The sequence below is a fragment of the Bradyrhizobium sp. STM 3843 genome, from assembly GCF_000239815.1.
Classification (GTDB): domain Bacteria; phylum Pseudomonadota; class Alphaproteobacteria; order Rhizobiales; family Xanthobacteraceae; genus Bradyrhizobium.
In genome coordinates this window covers 72,935-94,039 of sequence record NZ_CAFK01000242.1, presented here as the reverse complement: position 1 = coordinate 94,039, position 21,105 = coordinate 72,935, and the positions used below count along the sequence as shown (strand labels likewise).

Genomic DNA, 21,105 nt, shown 5'->3' with positions numbered 1-21,105 from the left:
GTTTGACTTACCGCCTCCGGTACTGCTCTGACAGCGGTGATCTTTCCCGGCCGGACGAGACCAAGTCGATAGCGATCAGGCAACCGGAAGAGATTCCTCGATGAAAAAAGAGGTCATCGCAATCCAATATCTGCGAGGGATCGCCGCTATGATGGTCGTTGTCCATCACATGCTAAGCCCGACGACGCGGATCGACTATCTCAGCAACTCGAACCTGGGTCCGTTTGGCGTAAAGCTGTTCTTCGTGATCAGTGGTTTTATCATGTGGTACACTACGGCGAACTCGAATATTTCTCCTGTGGCTTTCTGGCGTCGCCGCATCGCACGTATCGTACCGTTGTACTGGATCTTCCTCGCGATCCTCATCGGGGCCGCATTGCGGTTTCCCAACCTCTTCCACACCACGGTGATCACACCCGAGAATGCGACGAAGTCGTTCCTGTTCATCCCACACTTTCACGTGGTCCAAACGGGTCTGATCGCGCCTATTCTCATTCCTGGCTGGTCGCTCAACTATGAGATGTTCTTTTACTTTGTGTTTGGATTTCTCCTGCTAGTCGGATCGCGCACCGTTCGCATCACGGTTCTCGGACTAGGCTTTCTAGCACTCGTGCTGCTGGGCTTCGCAGTGCAGCCAGCCGATGCGGTGCTCTCCACTTACACGAACCCGGACCTGTTGAAATTCCTGTACGGCGCAAGTCTTGCCATTCTTTATCAGGCTGGAGCGCTAAGATCTCCGGTATTGGGAGTCGCCTTGCTGGCGACGGGGGTCCTGAGTTTCCTCCTGGTGCCGGCTTCCAGCGAACTCGCCAGGATCAATGATCTTCTGGGTATCTCTGCAACGACAATAGTGGCCGGAGCGCTCGCCTTGGAAGATACCGTTCGGCGGGCGCCGAGCCTGATACTTCGCACGATTGGAGACGCCTCGTATTCGATTTATCTGAGTCATTTGTTCATTTTGAGAGTGACAGAGCTGCTTGGAGAGCACCTATCGCTCTTTGGATCGGGCCGGTTGTGGGACGCCATCTACCTTGCCGGCACACTCACCTCCGCCGTCGTTGGAGGGATTTGCATCCACTATCTGCTGGAACGACCGCTGGCATCTCTAGGCACGGGCCGACGACGCATTCTTCTCAACGAGCCAGCCTGAAGGCCGATGGTCACTCATCGACGCGTTTCGGGTCGACGAAAGGGCAGTTGCTGATGCTCACTGAACGTCGCTTTTTGATGCTCGCTGCAGCGATCGGCGGCCCGATTCTGTCGTCATGTGCATCGTCCGCGCCGCAGCAGTCGCGCGGACAATGGTCAAGCCTGCCGCTCGGTGCCGGCGGCTTCATCACGGGACGCAGCATTTCCAACGATGGCAAGAACCTGGTGTGCCGCGCAGACACTTACGGCTGCTATACTTGGAACAATGATACGTCCAAATGGGAGCAACTCAGGACCTCAACGCGAATGCCGTCGGCTGATGTCGCACCGGCCAACGGCCTGTCGGAGGCCGGGGGTTACGAAATCCAAGTTGCGCCCTCGGATTCAAACCGCATTTACATGGCGTCGGACGAAGGTTTGGTTAAAATCCGCTCGGTACCGGGGCACGCCGGACACGTATTTGCATGCAGCGGTCCGCTCAATCCAGCCAATCAGCCCTACGCCGTCTTCATGCGCTCGACAGATGGTTGCGCCAATTTTATCCCTATTGCGAACGTACAGTGCGTACATGCCTTCGGCTTCGGAAAAGCCGCCCCAGGAAGTGACCATCCAGCTGTATACATAGCAGGCCTGTACGAGAAGAGGTGGGGCGTCTATCGCTCGACCGACCACCTCGCTGCATGGAACGCCAATACGATCGAATGGCTCCAGATCGGTGATTACCCACTCGGCAACTATGATATGATCACCACTGTTGAGGGCGACGCGAATGAGTTCGGAACAGTGTATGTCGGGTTCAGCGGAAGCGGCGGGGCATATTTCAGCCTTGCAGCTTGATCCGCCCTTTTCGCTGGACCGTCGCAAGTCGCTGCGGCGTTCATCCGCATTTGCGGCTCCTTGGACCATTCGGTGTAGCGGCGTGAAAGGCGACGCCGCGCCAGTTTTTCAACCCGTGCCGGCCGACAGGATTATTCTCGGCCCCGATGTGAGGGCGTGATCGATGAAGTGGATCGGTCTGGCCATTCTCTTGGCAGCAATAGCGCCGCTCGCGAATTGGCTGCGCCAGAATCCGGAGAAATCTCCTGTTTTCTGGAGCGTTCTTGGATTCCTGCCCTTCGCACTGAGCTTTCTCCATCTCAATATGGCTTTCATTTCGTGGCTCAGTTGGCCAGGCCATGTGAAGGGAGCCGAGTTTTCTGTTGTGGACGCGCTTGCCATAGCGCTCTACCTGAGTACGCCCAGAAGTGGGCACCCCTTTCCGTTCCGCCTCGCCTTTGGTTTTTACATTCTTGTCACCGTGCTTTCATGCGTCTCATCCGCCGAGCCCACCGCCGCGCTCTTCTATTCTTGGCAACTATGCCGGATATTTTTTGTATGCGTCGTGGTCGCCGAGGGCTGTGCTGACCAACGTGTGCCCATTGCTATCCTGAAGGGCATGGCTGCAGGCCTGATCTTTGAGGCGATTATTGCGACGTGGCAGCGGCTGGCGCTGGGTATAGTGCAAGCGCCGGGCACCATGTACCAGCAAAACCTGCTCGGCATGATCGTCCACTTCGTGGATATTCCGGTCTTTGCGCTGCTGCTCTCCGGACCATTGAGCCGTCTGTTAACAGGTGCCGTACCAGCCGGCCTGGCTCTCAGCGTACTAACCGGATCCCGGGCAACGCTTGCGCTTTCTCTGGTCGGCTATGCACTTACGTTCCTTCTGTCCAGTCTGCGTGGCTGGACGCCGCGGAAGCGCAAGTTTCTCTTCAGTGGGCTGGCCGCCCTCATCGTGATTGTCCCAGTCGCCCTGCTTTCCTTGGACAAGCGGTTTGAAAATCAGGCCGAGTCGATCGCAATTGATTATGACGAACGCGCCGCTTTCGAAAAGTCCGCACAACTGATGCTATCGGACAATCCTCTGGGTCAGGGAGCCAATCATTACGTGATCGCTGCCAACCTGGGTGGTTATAACCAGCGCGCGGGAGTGGCCTGGTCAACAACGAGCGAAGGGGCTCATGTCCATAATGTCTATTTTCTCGTCGCCGCGGAGACCGGATATGCGGGGCTGATTGCATTCCTGATACTACTGCTACGTCCTTTTCTCGTAGCCATGCTATGCGGTTCAGCTCATCCCGGCGATCGACGCGGTGACCTGCTGATCGGCCTCGGGGTCGCACTGTTAACTATATACGTTCACAATTTCTTCGAATGGATCTTCGTGCTCGAAGAGACCCAGTATATGTTCGCGATAGATGTTGGCTTAATAGCCGGGCTCGCAACGGAACTCGGTTACTGGTCCCGATCAGCGTCGACGATCCATTATCTTTCGGAAGGGTCTCGTGGGTCGGATCGGACCGAACCAACGCGCAGTCTCTATGATAACCAACTCGTCAATGAGCCCTGACGGCCCTCATCCGTATTTTCACGCTTTAACTAGGAGATAGATAATGCCGCGCCTCTACGACAGCCGCAAACGTGTTCTCGTCACGGGAGGGGCCGGTTTCCTGGGATCCCATCTGATCGACCGCCTCCTGGAGCAGGGGCATGATGTTCTATGTGTAGATAACTTGTTCACCGGCACCAAGCGCAACCTGGAGCATCACCACGGCAACCCACGCTTCGAATTTCTGCGTCATGACGTGACCTTCCCGCTCTATGTCGAAGTCGACGAGATCTACAATCTGGCGTGCCCAGCTTCGCCGATCCACTACCAGCACGATCCGGTGCAAACGACCAAGACATCGGTGCACGGCGCCATCAATATGCTCGGTCTTGCAAAGCGGCTTGGATGCCGCATTCTGCAGGCTTCCACGAGCGAAGTTTACGGTGATCCCTCAATCCATCCACAGCAGGAATCCTACTGGGGGAATGTCAACCCTATTGGTCCTCGATCCTGCTATGACGAGGGCAAGCGTTGCGCCGAGACATTGTTCTTCGACTACCATCGGCAACACGGACTTGAGATCAAGGTCGCGCGAATCTTCAATACCTATGGTCCACGCATGCATCCGGCCGATGGCCGAGTCGTGTCCAACTTCATCATCCAGGCACTCAAGGGTGAGGGCATTACGCTATATGGCGATGGTAGCCAGACCCGATCGTTCTGTTACGTGGATGATTTGATCGGAGGCCTTATCAGCCTGATGGAAAGCCCCGACGGTTTCACCGGCCCGGTCAATCTCGGTAATCCGACGGAATTCACGATGAAGGAATTGGCCCAACTGATCATCGCAGAAACGTCGTCTTCATCGCCCCTCGTTAACCGACCGCTGCCGCAGGACGACCCAAAGCAACGAAAGCCCGACATTACGCTGGCTCAGAAGCAACTAGGCTGGAATCCAAAGATTCCGCTGGAGGAGGGTCTCAAGCCGACCACAGCCTACTTCAGAACCAATTTATCCGCGTGATTGCGTTGGACCGGCGCATTCACCGACAATAACGGACGCAACGACGCTCAGCATCTTGTGAAGCTCGAATGAGACTCTTCTTGGCATGCGTCGTTGTGCTCTTTCTGTATGAGACAGTGGGAGTGATCTTCTTCGGCTTACCTAGCCTGCATGGCCTGGCCGGGAAATAGCCGCCGAGAACTGGCCAGTTCGGCGCAAAGGTCCCGCTGTCGCCTAGACCCAAGGACAGCTTCGCCATGAGCAAGCCTTGAACTCACGAATGACCATCTCAACGCGCACTCTCTTCAGTGGAACCGTCTGGACGATCGGCATCTATGGCCTGAGCACAGGGCTGCGAACAGCAACCAACATCGTCCTCGCTCGGCTGCTCGCGCCTGACATTTTCGGGACTATGCTGATTGTCTATACATTCAGAATGGGCATCGAACTGATCTCCGATGTCGGCATCAACCAGAATATCGTCTACAACGAACACGCAGATGAATCGGAATTCTACAATACTGCATGGAGCTTACAGCTACTGCGCAGTATCGCTCTCTGGTTCGTGTTCATAGCGGCTGCATTACCGATCGCCCGGTTCTATCAGATTCCGGTTCTCGCCGTCATCATACCGATAACTTCATTTAGTCTTGTCCTTTCCGGACTGAGTTCCCTGAGCAAATTCCTGCTGCAGAAGCGCATGCAGGTGGTCCGACTGAATGTATATGAATTGATTCTGGGGTTCATCGGTTCTGCGGCGATACTGCTCTTCGCCTATCTTACCCCGACGATATGGGCGATGGTTTACGGGACTATATTCAGTTCCGTGGTCTCGTTGATCGGCAGCTATCTGCTACTTCCGGAGATCAGACATCGGTTCTACATCTCCAAGAGATACTCCAAGGAAATCCTCAGCTTTGGAAAATGGATCTTCGTATCTTCGATCGTCTTTTTTCTCTCGATGTATGTCGACCGACTGTATCTCGGAAAAGTCATTCCGTTGGAGCTACTTGGAATCTACGGAATCGCACGGTCAATCTCCGATCTGTCCGGCAATCTCACCATGCGGCTCGGAAACATCGTTCTATTCCCGTTCGTTGCGTCCCACGCTCAGACGGCCCGGTCCAAGCTCTACGGGGAGCTCGCTCCGCTTCGGGCGAAGTTCCTCCTTGTGGCGGCGCTTGGGTTTGCGCTGTTCGTTGCCTCAGCCGATTTTGCCATCCGTCTTCTTTACGATCAACGCTACCAGTCCGCCACCTGGATACTGCCGCTGCTCGTTCTGGGATCATGGTTTTCGATCCTCGCCTATGTGAACGAAGCGATCGTTCTCGGTCTGGGCAAACCGTCTTACGGAGCGGCCTCCAACGGCACAAAACTCGCGATCCTCGTTATCAGCCTTCCTCTTATGGTAGGATATTTCGGCGTTCTTGGAGGAGTGCTAGCGATAAGCCTGTCTGATCTCGCCAGGTACGTTCCAATCCTGATTGGCCAGCGACGAGAGCGATTTTCATTCGGCATGCAGGACCTGCTATTCACGATCCTCGTATTCGCCACCACCGCGCTTCTGGAATATTTACGCTGGATGTCCGGATTTGGGACGTCGTTCGATACCCTGCCGATCGACTGGAGCCATTTGACATTTTTGAAATAGCTGATGTGCCGCAGGCCGACGGTTACGCCATCACACGATTCCGCAGGTTGCGGCATCTTGTTATTGGCTGTCAGCCTGGTGACAAGTAACTGTTACTACGCGCCAAGCAATACTTCGGGGGTCAGGACGCTTGAAGGGCCAAGGAGGATACAGAGTATCGGTGCGGTCATGTGGGGACAGTGCGCCTCACGTTGAGACGGCTGCACGGCGCAGCCGGGCGAGTCGAGCAAGCCAGCTAGAGCAAACATCCGCATACATTCTGGACCCGTGCATCTCGGCAGCTCGGGTCACGCAAACAGCAAGATAGGATAAACCTCTTGTCCCGCGATCCACAGAATTCCTTCGCTATTGTTACGCCGACGTACCTCCCGGACCTCGAGCGCTGCGAACTTCTGGTCGAGTCACTCGACAGGACTTCGCCGGACGTGCACCACTATCTCATCGTCGACCGGCGTGACTATGCCGCGTTCAAGCATCTGTCGGGACCGAGACGACGCATCATAGAGTCGGAGGCACTGTTGGGCCGATGGATCTGGAGGATGCCCGGCCGCAAGGGCTACTGGCTGAGCCTCAAGGCACCACCGGTGCGGGGTTGGATCATCCAACAGATTCTCAAGATTGCATCGATCGAAGCGGTGCCCGAAGAGACACTTGTGTTTTGCGATTCGGACACAGCGTTCTTCCGACACTTCGGCTATCAGGATCTTCTCGTCGATGGAAAGGTTGGTCTGCTCGACGTGGGCATGCCTGGAAGACCCGAGTGGACTGCAACGGCGCGTCGCCTGTTCGGGCTCAACGAGAATCAGGGTATCGGCTCACAAAACCATGTCGGCAACATGATCTGCTGGAATCGAAACACCGTCAGGGCAATGCAGCAGAGGATCGAAGCCCACACCGGCATCAGCTGGAAGGTGGCCATCGCTCGGACACTGCAGTTCTCCGAATACATGCTTTATGGGATTTTTGTGAAGGAAGTCTTGGGATATTCAGCAGTCAACCATGCGCCGTCGTCGGTGCCGCTGGTCAAAGCCTCCTGGGGCATGGATCTGCGGAGCGAGTCAGCTTTGGCGGCGTTTTTCTCTGATTTCGATCCGAGTACGGTTGCTGTGATGATCCATTCCAAGGATGGCGTCGATCCAGCACTCTATCGCAAACATCTCGAGCGCTACTGGACTCTCGCACGAGACTAGTTGCCGATTGCGCAGCGAAACCAACTCGTCCCGGTAACATCCATTCTGTCCGAGCAGCTACAGGGACCTGTTCCCAGCGCGAATGCGCCGTTCCGCGGCGTTGCTACCGGGCGGCTTCGAGAATGACCCTTTCGAGCTCTTTGGCGAGCCTATCGTCGACTTCGTCCGTGAAATGGCTGTCCGGCAGATAGCCGCGCGGATCGTCCGGAGAAGCGACGGTGTGCGAACTCACATAGGGAATATTATCTTCTTTGAGAACCGGCTCGAGCGCCCGGTACAGATTGTCGGAATACCCGAAATTGTTGACGACGAAGACGACCGGAATGATACCGTCCCGGCGCGCCTCTTTCGCGAAGTCGCGGATGATAGCTCGCGCTACCTGGATCTGCTCACTCTCGGCTCGGAAACCTGACCCATCGAGAATACCTTTGCGGATGGCCCTCATATAACGCTGCGCGTAGGCACGACGAATCAGACGGAACAGAGACGAATGATCGAACATGTTCGCGCGCATGATGAAGGAATTGTACATCGTGTCATGCTGGGCAAATTCGCTGCGAACCTTGGACCATTCTGCCGGATCATTGAATGCGGCCACGTATCCTTCGAACGATGTGAACGGCGGATGCACGACCTCCAACTGGCCATTCCTGACGTAGAACCGATCCATCGTATAGGGCATCGGAAGATCGAACGACCATGTTGCGGCGGATAGCGTCGTGATCATCGGAAGCGAGTACGACATGATCGCGAGAACGACTGCACGGCTCTTGCCGCCGCCACGGTCGCGAAGAAATGCTCCGTATGACCAATTGGTCGGAGCTCCCGGTGCGCCAACGATCCGCGGCGTCAGACGCAACGACGTCCGTTCTAGAGCATGCCCCAGCCGCACGGCATGCGACATGCCATAGATTGTCACGATCGAGTTCGATGATTTCTCCGGAAATTCCGTGATCTCAAGCGTATCGTACCACCCTGGCAACGTAATCGGAGCGGTCTGCGATCTGTCCGGCCGCGTCATGCGGGCAAGCTGCCCTTCCGTCGAACGCCCATATTCGAAGTACAGCCGCAGCTGGGAGGGATTGGTGACCTTAGGGTCGCTTGGGTAGGCCAGCACGACATTGATAGCGATGTCTATGAGGACAAGGCCGATCACGATCCAGACGGCAGTATGGGCTGCCGCTCCGACCGCTCTGAACTTTGCCTTCTCAGAACTGGAAATAGATAAATTGAGCTGGTTCATTGCTCATGCCCATAAGGGTGATGGCGATCATCGCGGCAATCAGGAAGCCTCGGATCGGCACTGGAAACCGCTGATAAAAGCAAGGATCTGCCTTCCAGTACTGCACGATTTCCATCGCGAGCAGAAGGGCCATACCGAACAATGCAGACAGCCGCGGCGCTCGACCTCCGTAATCCAGATCCCCGAAGTCGGATATCAGCAACGACGTGAAGTTGACTATCTGTGCAAAGGAATGCGCTCGGAATAGCAGCCATCCATAACAGACGACGATCAGAAAGCCTGCGCTCGCCAGCAGGCGGCGAACGATGTGTCCCGCGGAGAGCCCTAGCTCACTCCCGACCACAGGCGCGGGCTTTCCTCGATATTCGCTCCATATCCGATAAACGCAAAGAGCTGCGCCCTGATAAAATCCCCACAGGACGAAATTCCACGACGCGCCATGCCATAAGCCGCCCAGCATCATCGTGATCATCAGGTTGCGGCAAATAAAGGCGAGACCGCCCTGGTTTCCACCGAGCGGAACGTAGAGATAGTCGCGTAACCAGGTCGATAGGCTGATGTGCCAGCGGCGCCAAAAGTCCTGCGGATTTGTCGCGAAATAGGGCTGGTTGAAATTGACGATCATGTTGATGCCCAACATCTTCGAGATGCCGCGCGCGATATCGGTGTAGCCCGAGAAGTCGCAATAGATCTGGACGGCAAACAAGGCGCTTGCCGCGACGACATCGATCCACGTGACCCTCCCGCTGCTGCCGAAGATGTGGTCGACCACCGGAGACACACCATCTGCAATGGCAACTTTCTTGAAGAAGCCCAGGACGATGAGATAGAGCCCTCGGGAGGTCTGCTCGATGGTGAGGGTCCGCGGCCGGGCAAGCTGCGGGATGATATGCCTACCACGTTCGATCGGGCCCGCCTGGAGTTGCGGAAAGTAGGCAACGAAAAGCGCGAAGTCGGAGAAGCGATCCGTCGGCTTGAACTGGCGTCTATAGATATCGATCGTATAGCTCAGAGACTGGAACGTGTAGAACGAGATGCCGACCGGCAACACTATGTTGAGATGAAGCGGACTGCTCTCGATTCCGACCCCAGCCAATGCAGCTGACAGGCTATCGACGAAAAAGTTGAAATACTTGAAGACAGCCAGAAGCCCCAATTGAGTAATAAGACTGACAAGAAGACACCTGAAGCGTCTGCGCCCTTCATCCTTCATCCGGCTTAAGGTCGAGAACACGGCAGAGATCAACACCACGAAAGCGACGCTTCCCGCGAGTGACAATGCGAGCATGCGGATGTTCAAAAGCCTGCCAAGATCCGGATAGCCGGATCCAAGTGCGGGAAGGCCGGTCCAATCAAGACCGAGAAAGATGACCGCCGAGAGGACGAAGAACGCTGCCGGCATCAACCACTGCCGAAGCTGCAGCCGTCCGTTCTCGATCATCAATCCAACCCAGAAATCGATCGTCGTCGAGAGGGCAACCAGAAAAAGAAAACGAGCGTCCCACCATCCGTAGAAAATGTAGCTCACGACGAGGAGCATGTAGTTCTGCAGGCGGAAGGACAGCCCCAGATACAGACAGTAGACGAGGAGAAAGAATACGACGAATTCCGGCGAGTTAAAAAGCATTCGCTACCCGATCCAAAAAACCGAGATCTGCACAGTCTTGTAAGCCGACGTTGTGCTCACATCCGTTCTCCTTACCGGCAGAATCATAATAGAGCTCCTGCCAGACTTTCGACGACCGGAGACTACTAAGTCTTATATTCGATTAGCTGCGCGGCCTGTCCCCGGAGCAAGCGCCAGTAGAAACGGACGATTCCGCGGGTCTGGGCGAACTTGCCTGCGACCATGAGGAATGCATAGCCCCATCTGCTCGGCTGAGCCGTTTTGCGGCGGAGCGCGATCAGACACATCTGTAGCGGATAGATCAGGATTGCACAGAGAACGATCGGATGAACAAGGCTTCCGAGCAGAATCAATAGCGGCAAGACGGTGCTCCAGAACAGCGCGCTCGGCACCGATCGAGCCCATATGCGAAACGGCGAACGCCGGTGCAAGCGCGAGACTTCCGCGAACCCATAGCCGCTCCTAACGGAGCGGAGCCACCATTGTCCGAACCTCGTCATGGCCGCATCATGCAGCGTCATCTCAGCGTCGATCCGCCAGATCTTCCATCCGCGCTCGCGCAGCCGAATACAAAGTTCCGGCTCCTCTCCGGCCATAACACCCGGATGGAAACCACCTGCCTCTTCAAATGCCTTCACGCGGATGAGAGAGTCTCCACCGCAAGCGCCTATCTCGCCGATCGGCGTGTCCCACTCGAGGTCGCACAACCTGTTGTAGAACGAAACCTCGGGATGCCGCTCCCGGCGACGGCCACAGACGATCGCGACATCCTCGCGCGCTCGGATGGTGTCAACCGCGCTCTCCATCCAACCGGGCATAAGAAGGCAGTCACCATCGACGAACTGGACGAAGCGAAGTTGGGGGAGCAGGAACTTAAGCTCGGCGAACCCTTCATTGCGGGCCCGCGCCGCCGTAAATGGGCGCTTGCGATCGAGTTCTACGACTATGGCGCCAAGCTGCTTCGCGGCGACGACGCTTTGATCCGTTGATCCAGAATCGACGTAGACGATATGGTCGGCAGCCGCTTTGACCGACTCGAGGCAGTCGACCAGCCGCTGGCCCTCATTGCGGCCAATCACCACTACACCGACATCATCAAATTTCATAAGTCATACAGAATTCTTGAACAGGCGGTCAGCTATCCTCCTGCTCGATAGCACGGACGAAGCTCCGGACAAAACCCTCGCCGACCAAATTAACACGCTAGCGACCAACCCAGTCCAGGCAACCATACGAAATAAGGTTACTCGACAGTACGAGCTTGGGGACTCTTAATCAGACACAATTAAGGATATACCCTATTGCAAAGCGGACGGCTTGTCCGAATATTGAAGAAGCCGATTTTTCATCCGATCTTGCGAGCCTCCACGACAACGTTAAAAACCATTTCCTGCGCGACCCGGGATCGGCTCGGCCTTGCATTTTCGATGATCGAGATAAATCAGGCCCGCGCCGCCCAGGAGTTGAGGCACGTGCATCCAAATCGACCGAAACAGCCGACCCACTACTATTATGCCATCGACGTCCTTCGTTTTCTGGCTGCGCTTTCCGTCGTTGGCTTTCACTACGCATACGTCAATCAGGTGGCCGATTTCCAACTGGTATGGCCCTTGACATGGTTCGGCTGGGTCGGGGTCGAGATCTTTTTCGTCATTTCCGGCTTCGTGATCGCCAATTCGGCCAACGGCTCGAGCCCGCTCCAATTCCTTAAGGGCCGTGCACTGCGATTGCTCCCGGCGCCGTGGCTGTGCGCGACCATCACGTTTGCTCTTCTGGCCCCGAACGCAGAGATCCTTCCATATCTCAGGTCCCTGGTCCTGCTGCCGAAAGGCCCCTGGATCTCCCCGGTATATTGGACCCTTGCCGTCGAGATCGTGTTCTATGCGGTGATCTTCATCGTGTTATTCATCAACCGATTTCAATACATCAATCGGCTGGCACTTCTGCTCACGATGGGGAGCGGAATGTACATGGTCGCGGCAGGGTTCCAGGACTGGTACATCAGCGACCATATGAACGTGCTGCTCTTACGGCACGGCTGCTTCTTCGCCACCGGCATTTGGCTGTGGCTATCGACCACGCGGCAATTATCGACCTGGGAGTATCTGACTGCCCTGATCGCAATTGCAGCGTGCATCACCGAGATCTGCCTTCGGGGAGCGGAATTCCTGCCCCGAGAGATGCTGACCTACCACTCCATAGCAGCGCCCGTGGCGACCTGGTTGGCCGCCGTCCTTTGTATTGCAATCACCGGGCATGCGCACCTTTCAATCCCGCCGCGCATGGCGACGGTGGTCCGCCATCTCGGTCTCATCACCTACCCGCTGTACTTGGTTCACGACGAGATCGGACGTCGGGCAATCCGAGCGCTGACGATGATAGGGATCGACAAGTGGCTATCCCTTGCCCTTGCACTGCTTATGGTTATCGTGCTCAGTTGGCTGGTTAGTGCCTACTGGGAACCCGCTGTTAGAAGGGCCTTCAATAGCGCTTCAGAACGGCTGATGACTCGCCGCGCAGCTCCTGCCCCTTAACGCTTTTGTGTCACTTCATGATAAATATTAGCGTATTTGACATTCACTTTTCGATTTTGATCGAAAAACCTATGACATTCCTCCGGTGGCAGCCTACGGATAATCTACAGCGGGATAATATTGATCCGGCTGAGAGAAAACTCATCTAGCACAGAGAAGGTACGACGGAGGCATAGTGCCGCGCTGTCATCACAGGCGCTGATCGGGTTCGAGAACGACGTTTCAATGATCAAACCTCAACATTCGCGTCCATGAAAATCCTATTCGCTTTGCCAGGCCTGCACCGCTACGACCGCGGGGCCGAAATAGCATTCATTTCCGTTGCATCGGAGCTGGCGAAGGGCGGCGACACCGTCACGCTAATCGGCTCTGGACAGGAAAAAGCCGACGTCCAGTATCGTTTTCTGCGCGCGGCGAGCGCGTCGCGCAAGAAGCTTGAGCGACTTCCAAAGATGCCCATGCTGAGAAACGAGTTTGCTTATGAGGAGTTGAGCTTTGTGCCTGCCTTGCTGGCCGCCTACCGGCCGGCCGACTATGACGTGACGGTTACCTGCAGCTACCCTTTCACCAACTGGGCCTTGCGACGCCCCGTCTGGTCGGGTTCCCGCCCGCCCCACGTATTCGTAACGCAGAACGGGGACTGGCCGGCCTACTCCAACGACGCTGAATTCCGGTTCTTTGGATGCGAAGGCCTCATTTGCACCAATCCCGATTTCTACGATCGGAACAAGGATCGCTGGCGATGTCGAGTGATCCCAAACGGTGTTGACTGCAGTCGTTTCATGCCGGGGCCTGCTCAACGTGAGCAGTTTGGGCTGCCCGCCAATCGACCGATCATCCTGATGGTCAGTGCCTTGAGCCCTTCCAAGCGCGTCGAGGTCGGCATCGATGCGGTCAGCCGCATCCCGAATGCTCACCTGGTCGTGGCAGGCGACGGTCCCCTCAGACAGGCTGTTGACGAGCTCGCTGCCCGCCAATTGCCCGGGCGCTTTACACGCCTGACCCTCACTCCGCAGCAGATGCCGGCGCTTTACCGAGCAGCCAATGTCTTCCTACACCTTTCAATGGATGAGTCTTTTGGAAACGTGTTCGTGGAAGCCTTGGCCTGCGGGCTGCCGGTCGTTGGGCATGATTCTCCGCGGTCGCGGTGGATCGTTGGCGATCGGGAGTACCTAGTCGACACGAATGATCCGGCCAATATCACCCGCAACCTTGAGCTTGCGCTCGCCGCTCCTCCGGTTGAACAACAGGCCCGCGTTGAGCGAGCTACACGATTTTCATGGGCTGCGATAGGCAGGCAGTATCGGGACTTTCTGGCTGAAATTGTTGAGCGGTCGCGATCGTCATCGAACTCCGGCGTCAACTGAGTGAAGGAAATCGTTCATGGCGACCCTTTTCTGGTTTGACATCTACCAGCCAAAAAACTGGTTGAAACGTCATTTGCGGCCGTCCTGGAAAGCGCTCCAACGATGGCGCCGTCAGATCAAGCTGTTGCGATCTCGAATGCTGGCGAAAATCCTGCCCTCGGCCGCTATCGACAACGATAGTTTGTATCCGCCATCCTCGGTCTGTGAGGCGACGCCGGATTGGGTCTCGAGATCGGGCCGCGCATTGGGAGCCAAAATCAGTCAGGTAGACCCCGCCTGCACGGTGCCGATGCCTCTGCCGATGACTGTGCACCGTCAGATGCGTCGCCAATTCCTGATGGATCAATCTTACGACTATCCCGAGACCTTCGTCGCGTCAGTGCCGAGAGGACGAGCGACTAACCGTGGTCTCATCATCACGCCCGACGGCCAGTTTCTGAAAGACGTCTCGACCTATTTTCACGATCCGAAATTAACGACGGAGGCAGCGCTCAATTCGGATTGGGACCTCGAACCGTTGGCAGAGATTGACGCTAGCGTAGCCGTGCTGGCGACGGACGGCGCCAGTCTCTATTACCACTGGCTGTTTCAGCTACTACCGCGCTATGAACTGATGAGGCTAGCTGGAATCGATCTGAGCAGGGTCGATTATTTCTTAGTCAACAGCCAACGTGCCCGCTTTCAGCGTGAGACCTTGGCTACGCTCGGGATCGAACCATCTAGAATCATCGACGGAGATAAGACGCGCTATCTGCGCGCGCGTGAGTTGATTGTTCCATCTGTCCCATTAGGTGGCGGCTGTTTCAGGCCATGGATGGTCGACTTTCTCCGACGCAACTTTCTGCTGCAGGATTGGCGCAACATGCCGTCGCCCGGGCGTCGACTCTACATCAGCCGGGGCCTTGCCGGCTATCGTCGTGTCCTGAATGAAGACATCGTGATTGAGATGCTGAAAAAGCGCGGATTCGAGGTCGCTGCCATGGAAACGATGTCGGTGCCGGAACAGGCGGCTGTAATGGCGTCCTGCGAGGTGGTCATTGGTCCACATGGCGGAGGGATGAGCAACGTCATCTTCTGCTCGCCCGGAACGAAGATCATCGAAATCTATTCGCCCGAACTGGTTGCGACGTATTTTTGGAAACTCAGCAACCAGTTGGGCTTACAGTATTACTACATGCTGGGCAAGGGACATCCCACGACCCTGGGCACGGATTATCCTCAATCATGGGATGCGAGCGCCGATATCGAAGTTGATCTCGAGATCCTTGAACAGACTTTGACGCTGGCCGGAATTTGACCGATGTCCAGCCCGCAGGCATCGATCAACGGAAAGTCATACAGCAGCAGCAGACGAATGACGCAGGATCCCGATTTCGCAGCCGACCTGTCGCGTTACCCGCCCCGCCCCTTCCTGCGGGAGCAGTCGATCTGGGCGATCTGGGTCTACCGGCTCGGTCGACGTATCCTGCTGCGAAAGGACGGCCTGGCACGAAGCCTCCTCTTGAAAGTGTACTGGCTGCTTTTTCGGCTGGTGGAAACGATGACCGGCATCAGCTTGCCGGTCGAGGCGCGAATTGGTCCGGGCCTGCGGATCTATCACTTCGGGAATATCTTTATTCATTCTCAAGCCGTCATCGGTCGCAATTGCACCCTTCGCCAAGGCGTCACGATCGGCAACCGAGTCGAGGGCGGTCCAACACCGGTGATCGAAGACGATGTCGACTTCGGGGCCTACGCTCAGGCGCTCGGCGGCATCAGGATCGCCTCCGGCGCCAAGATCGGCGCAATGAGCGTCGTACTGCGCGACGTGCCGGCCGGAGCGACCGCCGTGGGAATACCAGCGCGGGTAATAAGGTAGATTTCAATGGCAGAGCTGCGATACAAGGCCAGACCGGCTGGCGGCACGGAGCTCCGAGCGAAGACCGCGCGGGACGTGATCACCGATGCGGCGGCAACGGGCGACGATCGTCCTCGGGCAAGAGCAGGCCAAATGCGGCTCGGATTTCTGACTGGCCAGTATCCGCGAGCAACCGACACGTTTATCCAACGGGAGGTCGCGATGTTGCGCTCTCTCGGATATCACGTGCAGACGTTCTCGATCCGAAAGCCGCCAGCGACCGAGAACGTCAGCGCCGAGGTCGAAGCCATCAGAAGGTCGACGATCTATCTTCTTCCGCCGGCGAGCCTGCTTCGAGCCCACCTGACGCAGCTGTTTTCTTCGCCCAAGCGTTACCTATCGGCGCTCCGGCTTGCCATCAGGACCTGCCCACCCGGCTTTCGCGCGCTGTTGCGGCAAGCCGCCTATTTTGCCGAAGCGGCGATGCTGGCGCGGCTGATGCGAAAGCACTCGCTTTCTCATCTCCATAACCACTTCTCCGATTCAAGTTGCTCGGTCGCGGCAATCGCCGCGGAGCTCGGAGGTTTCACATTCAGCTTTACAATGCATGGGCCCTCCGAATTCCTCGAGCCCAGGCTCTGGTGGATTGACGAGAAAGTCAGACGCGCGCTGTTCGTGAACTGCATCAGCCATTTTTGTCGCAGTCAGGCCATGTTGTTTTCGCCGGTCGACTGTTGGGACAAATTGATGATCGTCCATTGCGGCGTTGAGCCCGATCTGTTCGAGTTGCGTCAACACACCGGGCGAGGCAAAAAGTTGCTGTTCGTCGGACGCCTCGCCGCCGCAAAAGGCTTACCTGTCCTGCTCGATGCATTAGCGAAGCTTGACGACGTAACATTGGAGATCGCCGGCGACGGCCCCGACCGGCTCATGCTCATCGAGCAGGCGCGCCGGCTCGGCGTCTCGGCGCGCGTTCATTTTCTCGGCTATCAATCACAGGCGCAGGTCCGGGACCTCCTCAAGCAAGCCGACATTTTCGTGCTCACAAGCTTCGCCGAGGGCGTCCCTGTGGTGCTGATGGAGGCGATGGCGGCGGGCGTTCCCGTCATCGCGACACGAATTGCGGGAATTCCAGAACTTGTAGAGGACGGCGAGAGCGGCCTGCTCATCTCGCCGGGAGATGCAAACGCGACCGCTGCCGCCATTCGCCAACTGGTCGAGGATCCGAGCTTGCGGACCCGGCTCGCAGCCGCGGGACGCAGGAAAGTCGAACAGGAATTCGATATCAGCGCGGAAGCGAGGCGATTCGCCGCAATACTTGCCCGCGCTCTCGCAACTGCTGCTCGCTGATTGAGCTTGGATGTTCGCCGGATCAGGTCACTTGATGTTTGTAGGACGCGGCCAGGCACTCATCGAAGCTAAAGCGGGGTCTCCAACCCAATTTCGTCCGGATCTTCGAATTGCTGAAACGGAGTGGCTTGAACTGAGACTCGAAGCGGCGCGGCGTCAGCAGGGACGGAAGCTTTCCCTTCTCACCAAATAGTTTTCTGCTGGTAAAGGCGGCCAGCTGGGCCAAGCCAAGTCCAACATGATACGGCAATGGGACAAGCAATCCCGGTTGCCGCGTCCGCCGTGCATACTCTCTGACATACTGCCAGACTCGGACATCATCGCTGTCGACGATATTGAACGTTTGCCCCGATGCGGTCGGGCTTTCGAGAGCTGAGACCAGACAATCGGCGCAATTCGTCACGTGGCTCAGCGGCAATCGGGTGAACGGGCCGAACATCAGATACAGCCGCCCGAACTTGCGCCCCATAGCGGCGATTTCCTCATGACCATCGCCCCAAATGAAACCGGGCCTTGCAATCGTGATGTCCCAGGAATTCCTCTGAGCAAAGCGTTCCACGATCCGTTCCTGCCAGATCTTCGCGATCGTGTACCCGCCCATAGTGTAGGGAGCGCACTCGATCGGCGTCTCCTCATCCATGCAGGATTTTGCCCTTGACCAATCATACACGACGAGGCTGCTCACATGGACCAGTCGCTTGACGGTCGACTTCGCCATGGCCTCCAGGAAGCGCTCCGTCGCGACAACGGTCGAGGCAAATTGCGCGTCTTCATTGCCGGTTACGGCGGCTGCAAGATGAATCACTGCATCTACGCCGTCGAATGCCGGCGCGAGATCTTTATGAACGCGCAGATCGGCGCGAAACACTTCGACCTGCTCGGGCCAGTCAGGAGCCCGAGCGGCCGGCCGCACCATCGCGCGGACCTGATGCCCGCGCTCGACCAGAGAGTTCACCACCGACTGGCCCAGAAAACCACCTGCTCCGGATACAAGTACTTTCATGGCTTCGCCGTAGCTGAGAGTTGATCGGCAAGCTGCGCGATTTCATCGAGCTCTTGCAACGATATGGGCTGGGGCTGCTTCAATTCGATCGACCGATATGTAGCGGCCAGCATGTCCTTCATCCCGTCATAGCTGCTTTGCCCGGCCAGCTTCCGGACAAAGCCCCCGATACTGCCGGTCAGCACCTGGCGGGCTTCCGCAATCCCGTCCACGACTGTCATCAGCGCCGGCTCACCCTTGCGCAAGCGCTTGCTTACGACCTTGGGCGGCTCGTAAAGATTTGCTTCGACCCGCATCCGAGTGCCGATCACTCGGATAAGGAATCCGTCCGGCTGGGCATTGCCGCTGAAGCTGACAAAGGCCGTCGTGCGCTCACCTTTGATCAGGCCGCGGAATTCATCGGCCGGCAATGGCGTGCACTTCGTATGTTTCGTCCAGACCGCATTCACAGCCAGCGCCTTGCCGGTGAACATGTAGGCCAAATAAGCGATGTGCGGCAAAAAATCGCCGATCACGCCGCCCGGCAGCGTCATGCCGAAGTGCGGGGCGTTCATGTCCGTGTAGGCGCTATTCGGTCCAGTGATGTTGAGAGACAGGCAGATCTGAACGTCAAGGACGTCTCCCAATTCACCCGTTTCGATCAGCTGAAGAATGCGCCGGACCGACGAATGGAAACGGTTCTGCTGATTTTCCATCAGCATAGTACCCTTGGCGATCGCCTTATCTTTGAGCAGACAAAAATCGGCGTACTGCACCGTCATGGGTTTTTCACAGAAGACGTTCAGCCCCCGCTCCAAACAATCCATGGCGATGGGAAGATGCGACGCCGGCGGCGTGGTGATATGGACGAGGTCCGGCTTCAGTTCATCCAGAAGATCGCGATGGTTCGTATAGAATTTGGGCACCTGAAAACGTTCGGCCATCGCCTCGGCTCGGGCGGACGAGATGTCGCAGACGCCGGACACTTCAACGTTGTCAAGTTCCGCTAAAGCGGTCAGATGTTCGCGCGCAATGGCGCCGCACCCGATCAACACGCCCGAAAGCTTTTTCATTTCATAACCTGTCAGCAATCAGCAGTGGCGAGTCCGGCGCTAGCATTAATATCAACTTTAGCTCTACCATTAATACCGAGATGTTGCAGATTATTGCAAAGCTTCCAATTGGCGCATTGCATTTACCACGGTATCTTGCGCTTGTGTCTAGCAACACTTGAGCTTTTCGGATACGCTCTAGCCGGAATGGGTGGTCTTGGCGAGCCCTTCAAAGTTGCCGGAAAAGTTAACATGATTAAATGGTGAAAACGGAGCGGTGTGGCTGAACATACCGCGCTCTTTTTAAGTATGGGGAACGTTGGTCTCCAGGTCCATCTTACGCGTGCCGTTCCCAGCTCGCGGCTATTTAGGGGCGAATTCGCTGGGGATCGACGTGCTGCCTGCAAGAATTCCGACACCGCGCCATGAGCAGTTCTGATAATGGGAACGCCTGCTCAGTTCGCGAGTTTGGCCCGCGGGAACAGAGGAATATAGGGGAATGACGGCTTTCGTCTCCTTGTTGTCGATAGCTGTTGCGGTTCTCCTCGCGCCCTTGGTGGCTGTGTTCGCCGCTGAGATCATTGCAGCGGTAATACTTTCTCGACGCAAGCATCCCGTCCCCGCCGCACCGAGCGGCATCCAGCGTCCCCCGCTCGCCGTCCTCATACCGGCTCACAACGAGAGCTCCGGGATCCGTCCGACAATCGCCGATATTCGCGCCCAGCTCCTCCCACACGACAGACTGCTGGTCGTGGCCGATAATTGCTCGGACGATACCGCGGCGATGGCGCGTGATGCAGGTGCTGAGGTCATCGAGCGGACCGACCTCGTACGGCGGGGAAAGGGCTACGCGCTCGACTGGGGCGTACGTCACCTTGGTTCGCGGCCTCCAGCGGTTGTCATCATTGTTGATGCCGATTGTCGCGTCTCCGAGGGCGCAATCGAGGCTCTCGCAAGTGCCTGCGGAAGCAGCAACCGACCGGTCCAGGCGCTTTACCTGATGAGCGCCCCCGTCAACTCCTCGATCAACCATCAGGTCGCGGAATTCTCCTGGCGGGTCAAGAACTGGCTGCGCCCGCTCGGGTTGTTCGTTCTGGACCTGCCCTGCCAGCTGATGGGAAGCGGCATGGCATTCCCCTGGGAGGTCATACGGACAGCAGAGCTTGCAAGTGGGCAGATCGTGGAGGATTTGACCCTCGGTTTGGACCTGACTTTAGCTGGGCATCCTCCGCTGTTCTGCCCGACAGCCCGCATTGGAAGTACATTCCCGACGTCTGCAAAGGGCGCGCAGTCTCAGCGCAGGCGCTGGGAGCATGGCCATCTCGACACGATCATGAGAGCGGCTCCCAAGCTTCTTGCGCGCGCCTGTGTCAAGCGAGACCTCGACCTTATGGCCGTCGCGCTCGACCTGTCCGTCCCGCCTGTGTCTCTGCTCGGGATGCTGGTCCTCGCAGCTTTCGGCCTTTCGCTCCTGGCGTCGCTCATCGGTGGCTCTTCGATTGGTCTTTGGGTGAGCGCCGGAAATCTGCTGGTGTTTGTCTCCGCCATCGGCATCGCCTGGCTCAAATGCGGCATGGATCTTGTTCCCCCTGCCTCGCTGCTGTTGATTCCATTCTATGTCGCTCGAAAATTGAAGCTTTACGCCCAATTCGCTTTTGGTCAGGTGGATTCGCAGTGGACAAGAACTGATCGGGCGAAGGATGGATTGAAGATCGACGAGAAGCAGAGCGTGAAGGGCCCGATGTCCTGACA

Annotated in this window: 17 protein-coding genes; 12 read left to right on the top strand and 5 right to left on the bottom strand. The window is 56.9% G+C overall.

Annotated elements, in window-relative coordinates; translation table 11 throughout:
* Positions 1-100: 100 nt before the first annotated feature.
* From BRAS3843_RS25120 to BRAS3843_RS25095, 6 genes are all read left to right on the top strand, one after another.
* Positions 101-1,150, top strand: a complete 1,050-nt coding sequence (locus BRAS3843_RS25120) for an acyltransferase (RefSeq protein WP_008971904.1) — start codon at positions 101-103, stop codon at positions 1,148-1,150.
* Positions 1,151-1,197: 47 nt separating this feature from the next.
* Positions 1,198-1,986 (top strand): hypothetical protein, encoded by a 789-nt coding sequence (locus BRAS3843_RS25115; protein WP_035982669.1) that lies wholly within the window; start codon positions 1,198-1,200, stop codon positions 1,984-1,986.
* 163 nt (positions 1,987-2,149) lie between these two features.
* On the top strand, positions 2,150-3,538 hold the full coding sequence (locus BRAS3843_RS25110; RefSeq protein WP_008971902.1) for an O-antigen ligase family protein: 1,389 nt from the start codon (positions 2,150-2,152) through the stop codon (positions 3,536-3,538).
* Between the two features lie 43 nt (positions 3,539-3,581).
* Positions 3,582-4,541: a UDP-glucuronic acid decarboxylase family protein gene (locus BRAS3843_RS25105; RefSeq protein WP_008971901.1), complete on the top strand. Its 960-nt coding sequence runs from the start codon at positions 3,582-3,584 to the stop codon at positions 4,539-4,541.
* A 259-nt stretch (positions 4,542-4,800) separates the two neighbouring features.
* Complete coding sequence (locus BRAS3843_RS25100; RefSeq protein WP_008971899.1) at positions 4,801-6,171, top strand: oligosaccharide flippase family protein; 1,371 nt, start codon at positions 4,801-4,803, stop codon at positions 6,169-6,171.
* A gap of 317 nt (positions 6,172-6,488) precedes the next feature.
* On the top strand, positions 6,489-7,361 hold the full coding sequence (locus BRAS3843_RS25095; RefSeq protein WP_008971898.1) for a DUF6492 family protein: 873 nt from the start codon (positions 6,489-6,491) through the stop codon (positions 7,359-7,361).
* Between the two features lie 103 nt (positions 7,362-7,464).
* On the opposite strand, the gene BRAS3843_RS25090 is transcribed toward BRAS3843_RS25095, so the two are convergent.
* The 3 genes from BRAS3843_RS25090 to BRAS3843_RS25080 all read right to left on the bottom strand — a co-directional run bounded on the left by BRAS3843_RS25090 (position 7,465) and on the right by BRAS3843_RS25080 (position 11,337).
* Positions 7,465-8,604, bottom strand: coding sequence for a hypothetical protein (locus tag BRAS3843_RS25090; RefSeq protein ID WP_008971897.1), 1,140 nt, complete (start codon positions 8,602-8,604; stop codon positions 7,465-7,467).
* Positions 8,570-10,231 carry an MBOAT family O-acyltransferase gene (locus tag BRAS3843_RS25085; protein WP_008971896.1) on the bottom strand — a complete coding sequence of 554 codons (1,662 nt, stop codon included), beginning with the start codon at positions 10,229-10,231 and terminating at the stop codon, positions 8,570-8,572. Before BRAS3843_RS25085 ends, BRAS3843_RS25090 begins: the two co-directional genes overlap by 35 nt.
* A gap of 125 nt (positions 10,232-10,356) precedes the next feature.
* Complete coding sequence (locus BRAS3843_RS25080) at positions 10,357-11,337, bottom strand: glycosyltransferase (protein ID WP_008971895.1); 981 nt, start codon at positions 11,335-11,337, stop codon at positions 10,357-10,359.
* Between the two features lie 222 nt (positions 11,338-11,559).
* On the opposite strand from BRAS3843_RS25080, the gene BRAS3843_RS25075 reads away from it, so the two are divergent.
* The 5 genes from BRAS3843_RS25075 (at position 11,560) to BRAS3843_RS41830 (ending at position 17,319) form a co-directional block, all read left to right on the top strand.
* A complete protein-coding gene (locus BRAS3843_RS25075) occupies positions 11,560-12,765 on the top strand; it encodes an acyltransferase (protein ID WP_139024967.1) in 1,206 nt (401 codons plus the stop codon).
* 251 nt (positions 12,766-13,016) lie between these two features.
* Positions 13,017-14,132, top strand: a complete 1,116-nt coding sequence (locus BRAS3843_RS25070) for a glycosyltransferase family 4 protein (RefSeq protein ID WP_008971893.1) — start codon at positions 13,017-13,019, stop codon at positions 14,130-14,132.
* Positions 14,133-14,148: 16 nt separating this feature from the next.
* Positions 14,149-15,429 carry a glycosyltransferase family 61 protein gene (locus BRAS3843_RS25065; protein ID WP_083841431.1) on the top strand — a complete coding sequence of 427 codons (1,281 nt, stop codon included), beginning with the start codon at positions 14,149-14,151 and terminating at the stop codon, positions 15,427-15,429.
* A 3-nt stretch (positions 15,430-15,432) separates the two neighbouring features.
* Positions 15,433-15,990, top strand: a complete 558-nt coding sequence (locus BRAS3843_RS25060; protein ID WP_201768865.1) for a serine acetyltransferase — start codon at positions 15,433-15,435, stop codon at positions 15,988-15,990.
* Positions 15,991-16,065: 75 nt separating this feature from the next.
* Positions 16,066-17,319 carry a glycosyltransferase family 4 protein gene (locus BRAS3843_RS41830; RefSeq protein ID WP_201768864.1) on the top strand — a complete coding sequence of 418 codons (1,254 nt, stop codon included), beginning with the start codon at positions 16,066-16,068 and terminating at the stop codon, positions 17,317-17,319.
* Between the two features lie 22 nt (positions 17,320-17,341).
* On the opposite strand, the gene BRAS3843_RS25050 is transcribed toward BRAS3843_RS41830, so the two are convergent.
* Positions 17,342-18,322, bottom strand: a complete 981-nt coding sequence (locus BRAS3843_RS25050) for an NAD(P)-dependent oxidoreductase (RefSeq protein ID WP_008971889.1) — start codon at positions 18,320-18,322, stop codon at positions 17,342-17,344.
* Positions 18,319-19,374, bottom strand: coding sequence for a Gfo/Idh/MocA family oxidoreductase (locus BRAS3843_RS25045; protein WP_008971888.1), 1,056 nt, complete (start codon positions 19,372-19,374; stop codon positions 18,319-18,321). Before BRAS3843_RS25045 ends, BRAS3843_RS25050 begins: the two co-directional genes overlap by 4 nt.
* A 478-nt stretch (positions 19,375-19,852) precedes the next feature.
* Between BRAS3843_RS25045 and BRAS3843_RS25040 the strand changes: the two genes are divergently transcribed.
* The gene (locus BRAS3843_RS25040) at positions 19,853-21,103 is read left to right on the top strand and encodes a glycosyltransferase family 2 protein (RefSeq protein WP_008971886.1); all 1,251 of its coding nucleotides are present in this window, start codon (positions 19,853-19,855) and stop codon (positions 21,101-21,103) included.
* Positions 21,104-21,105: the final 2 nt, after the last annotated feature.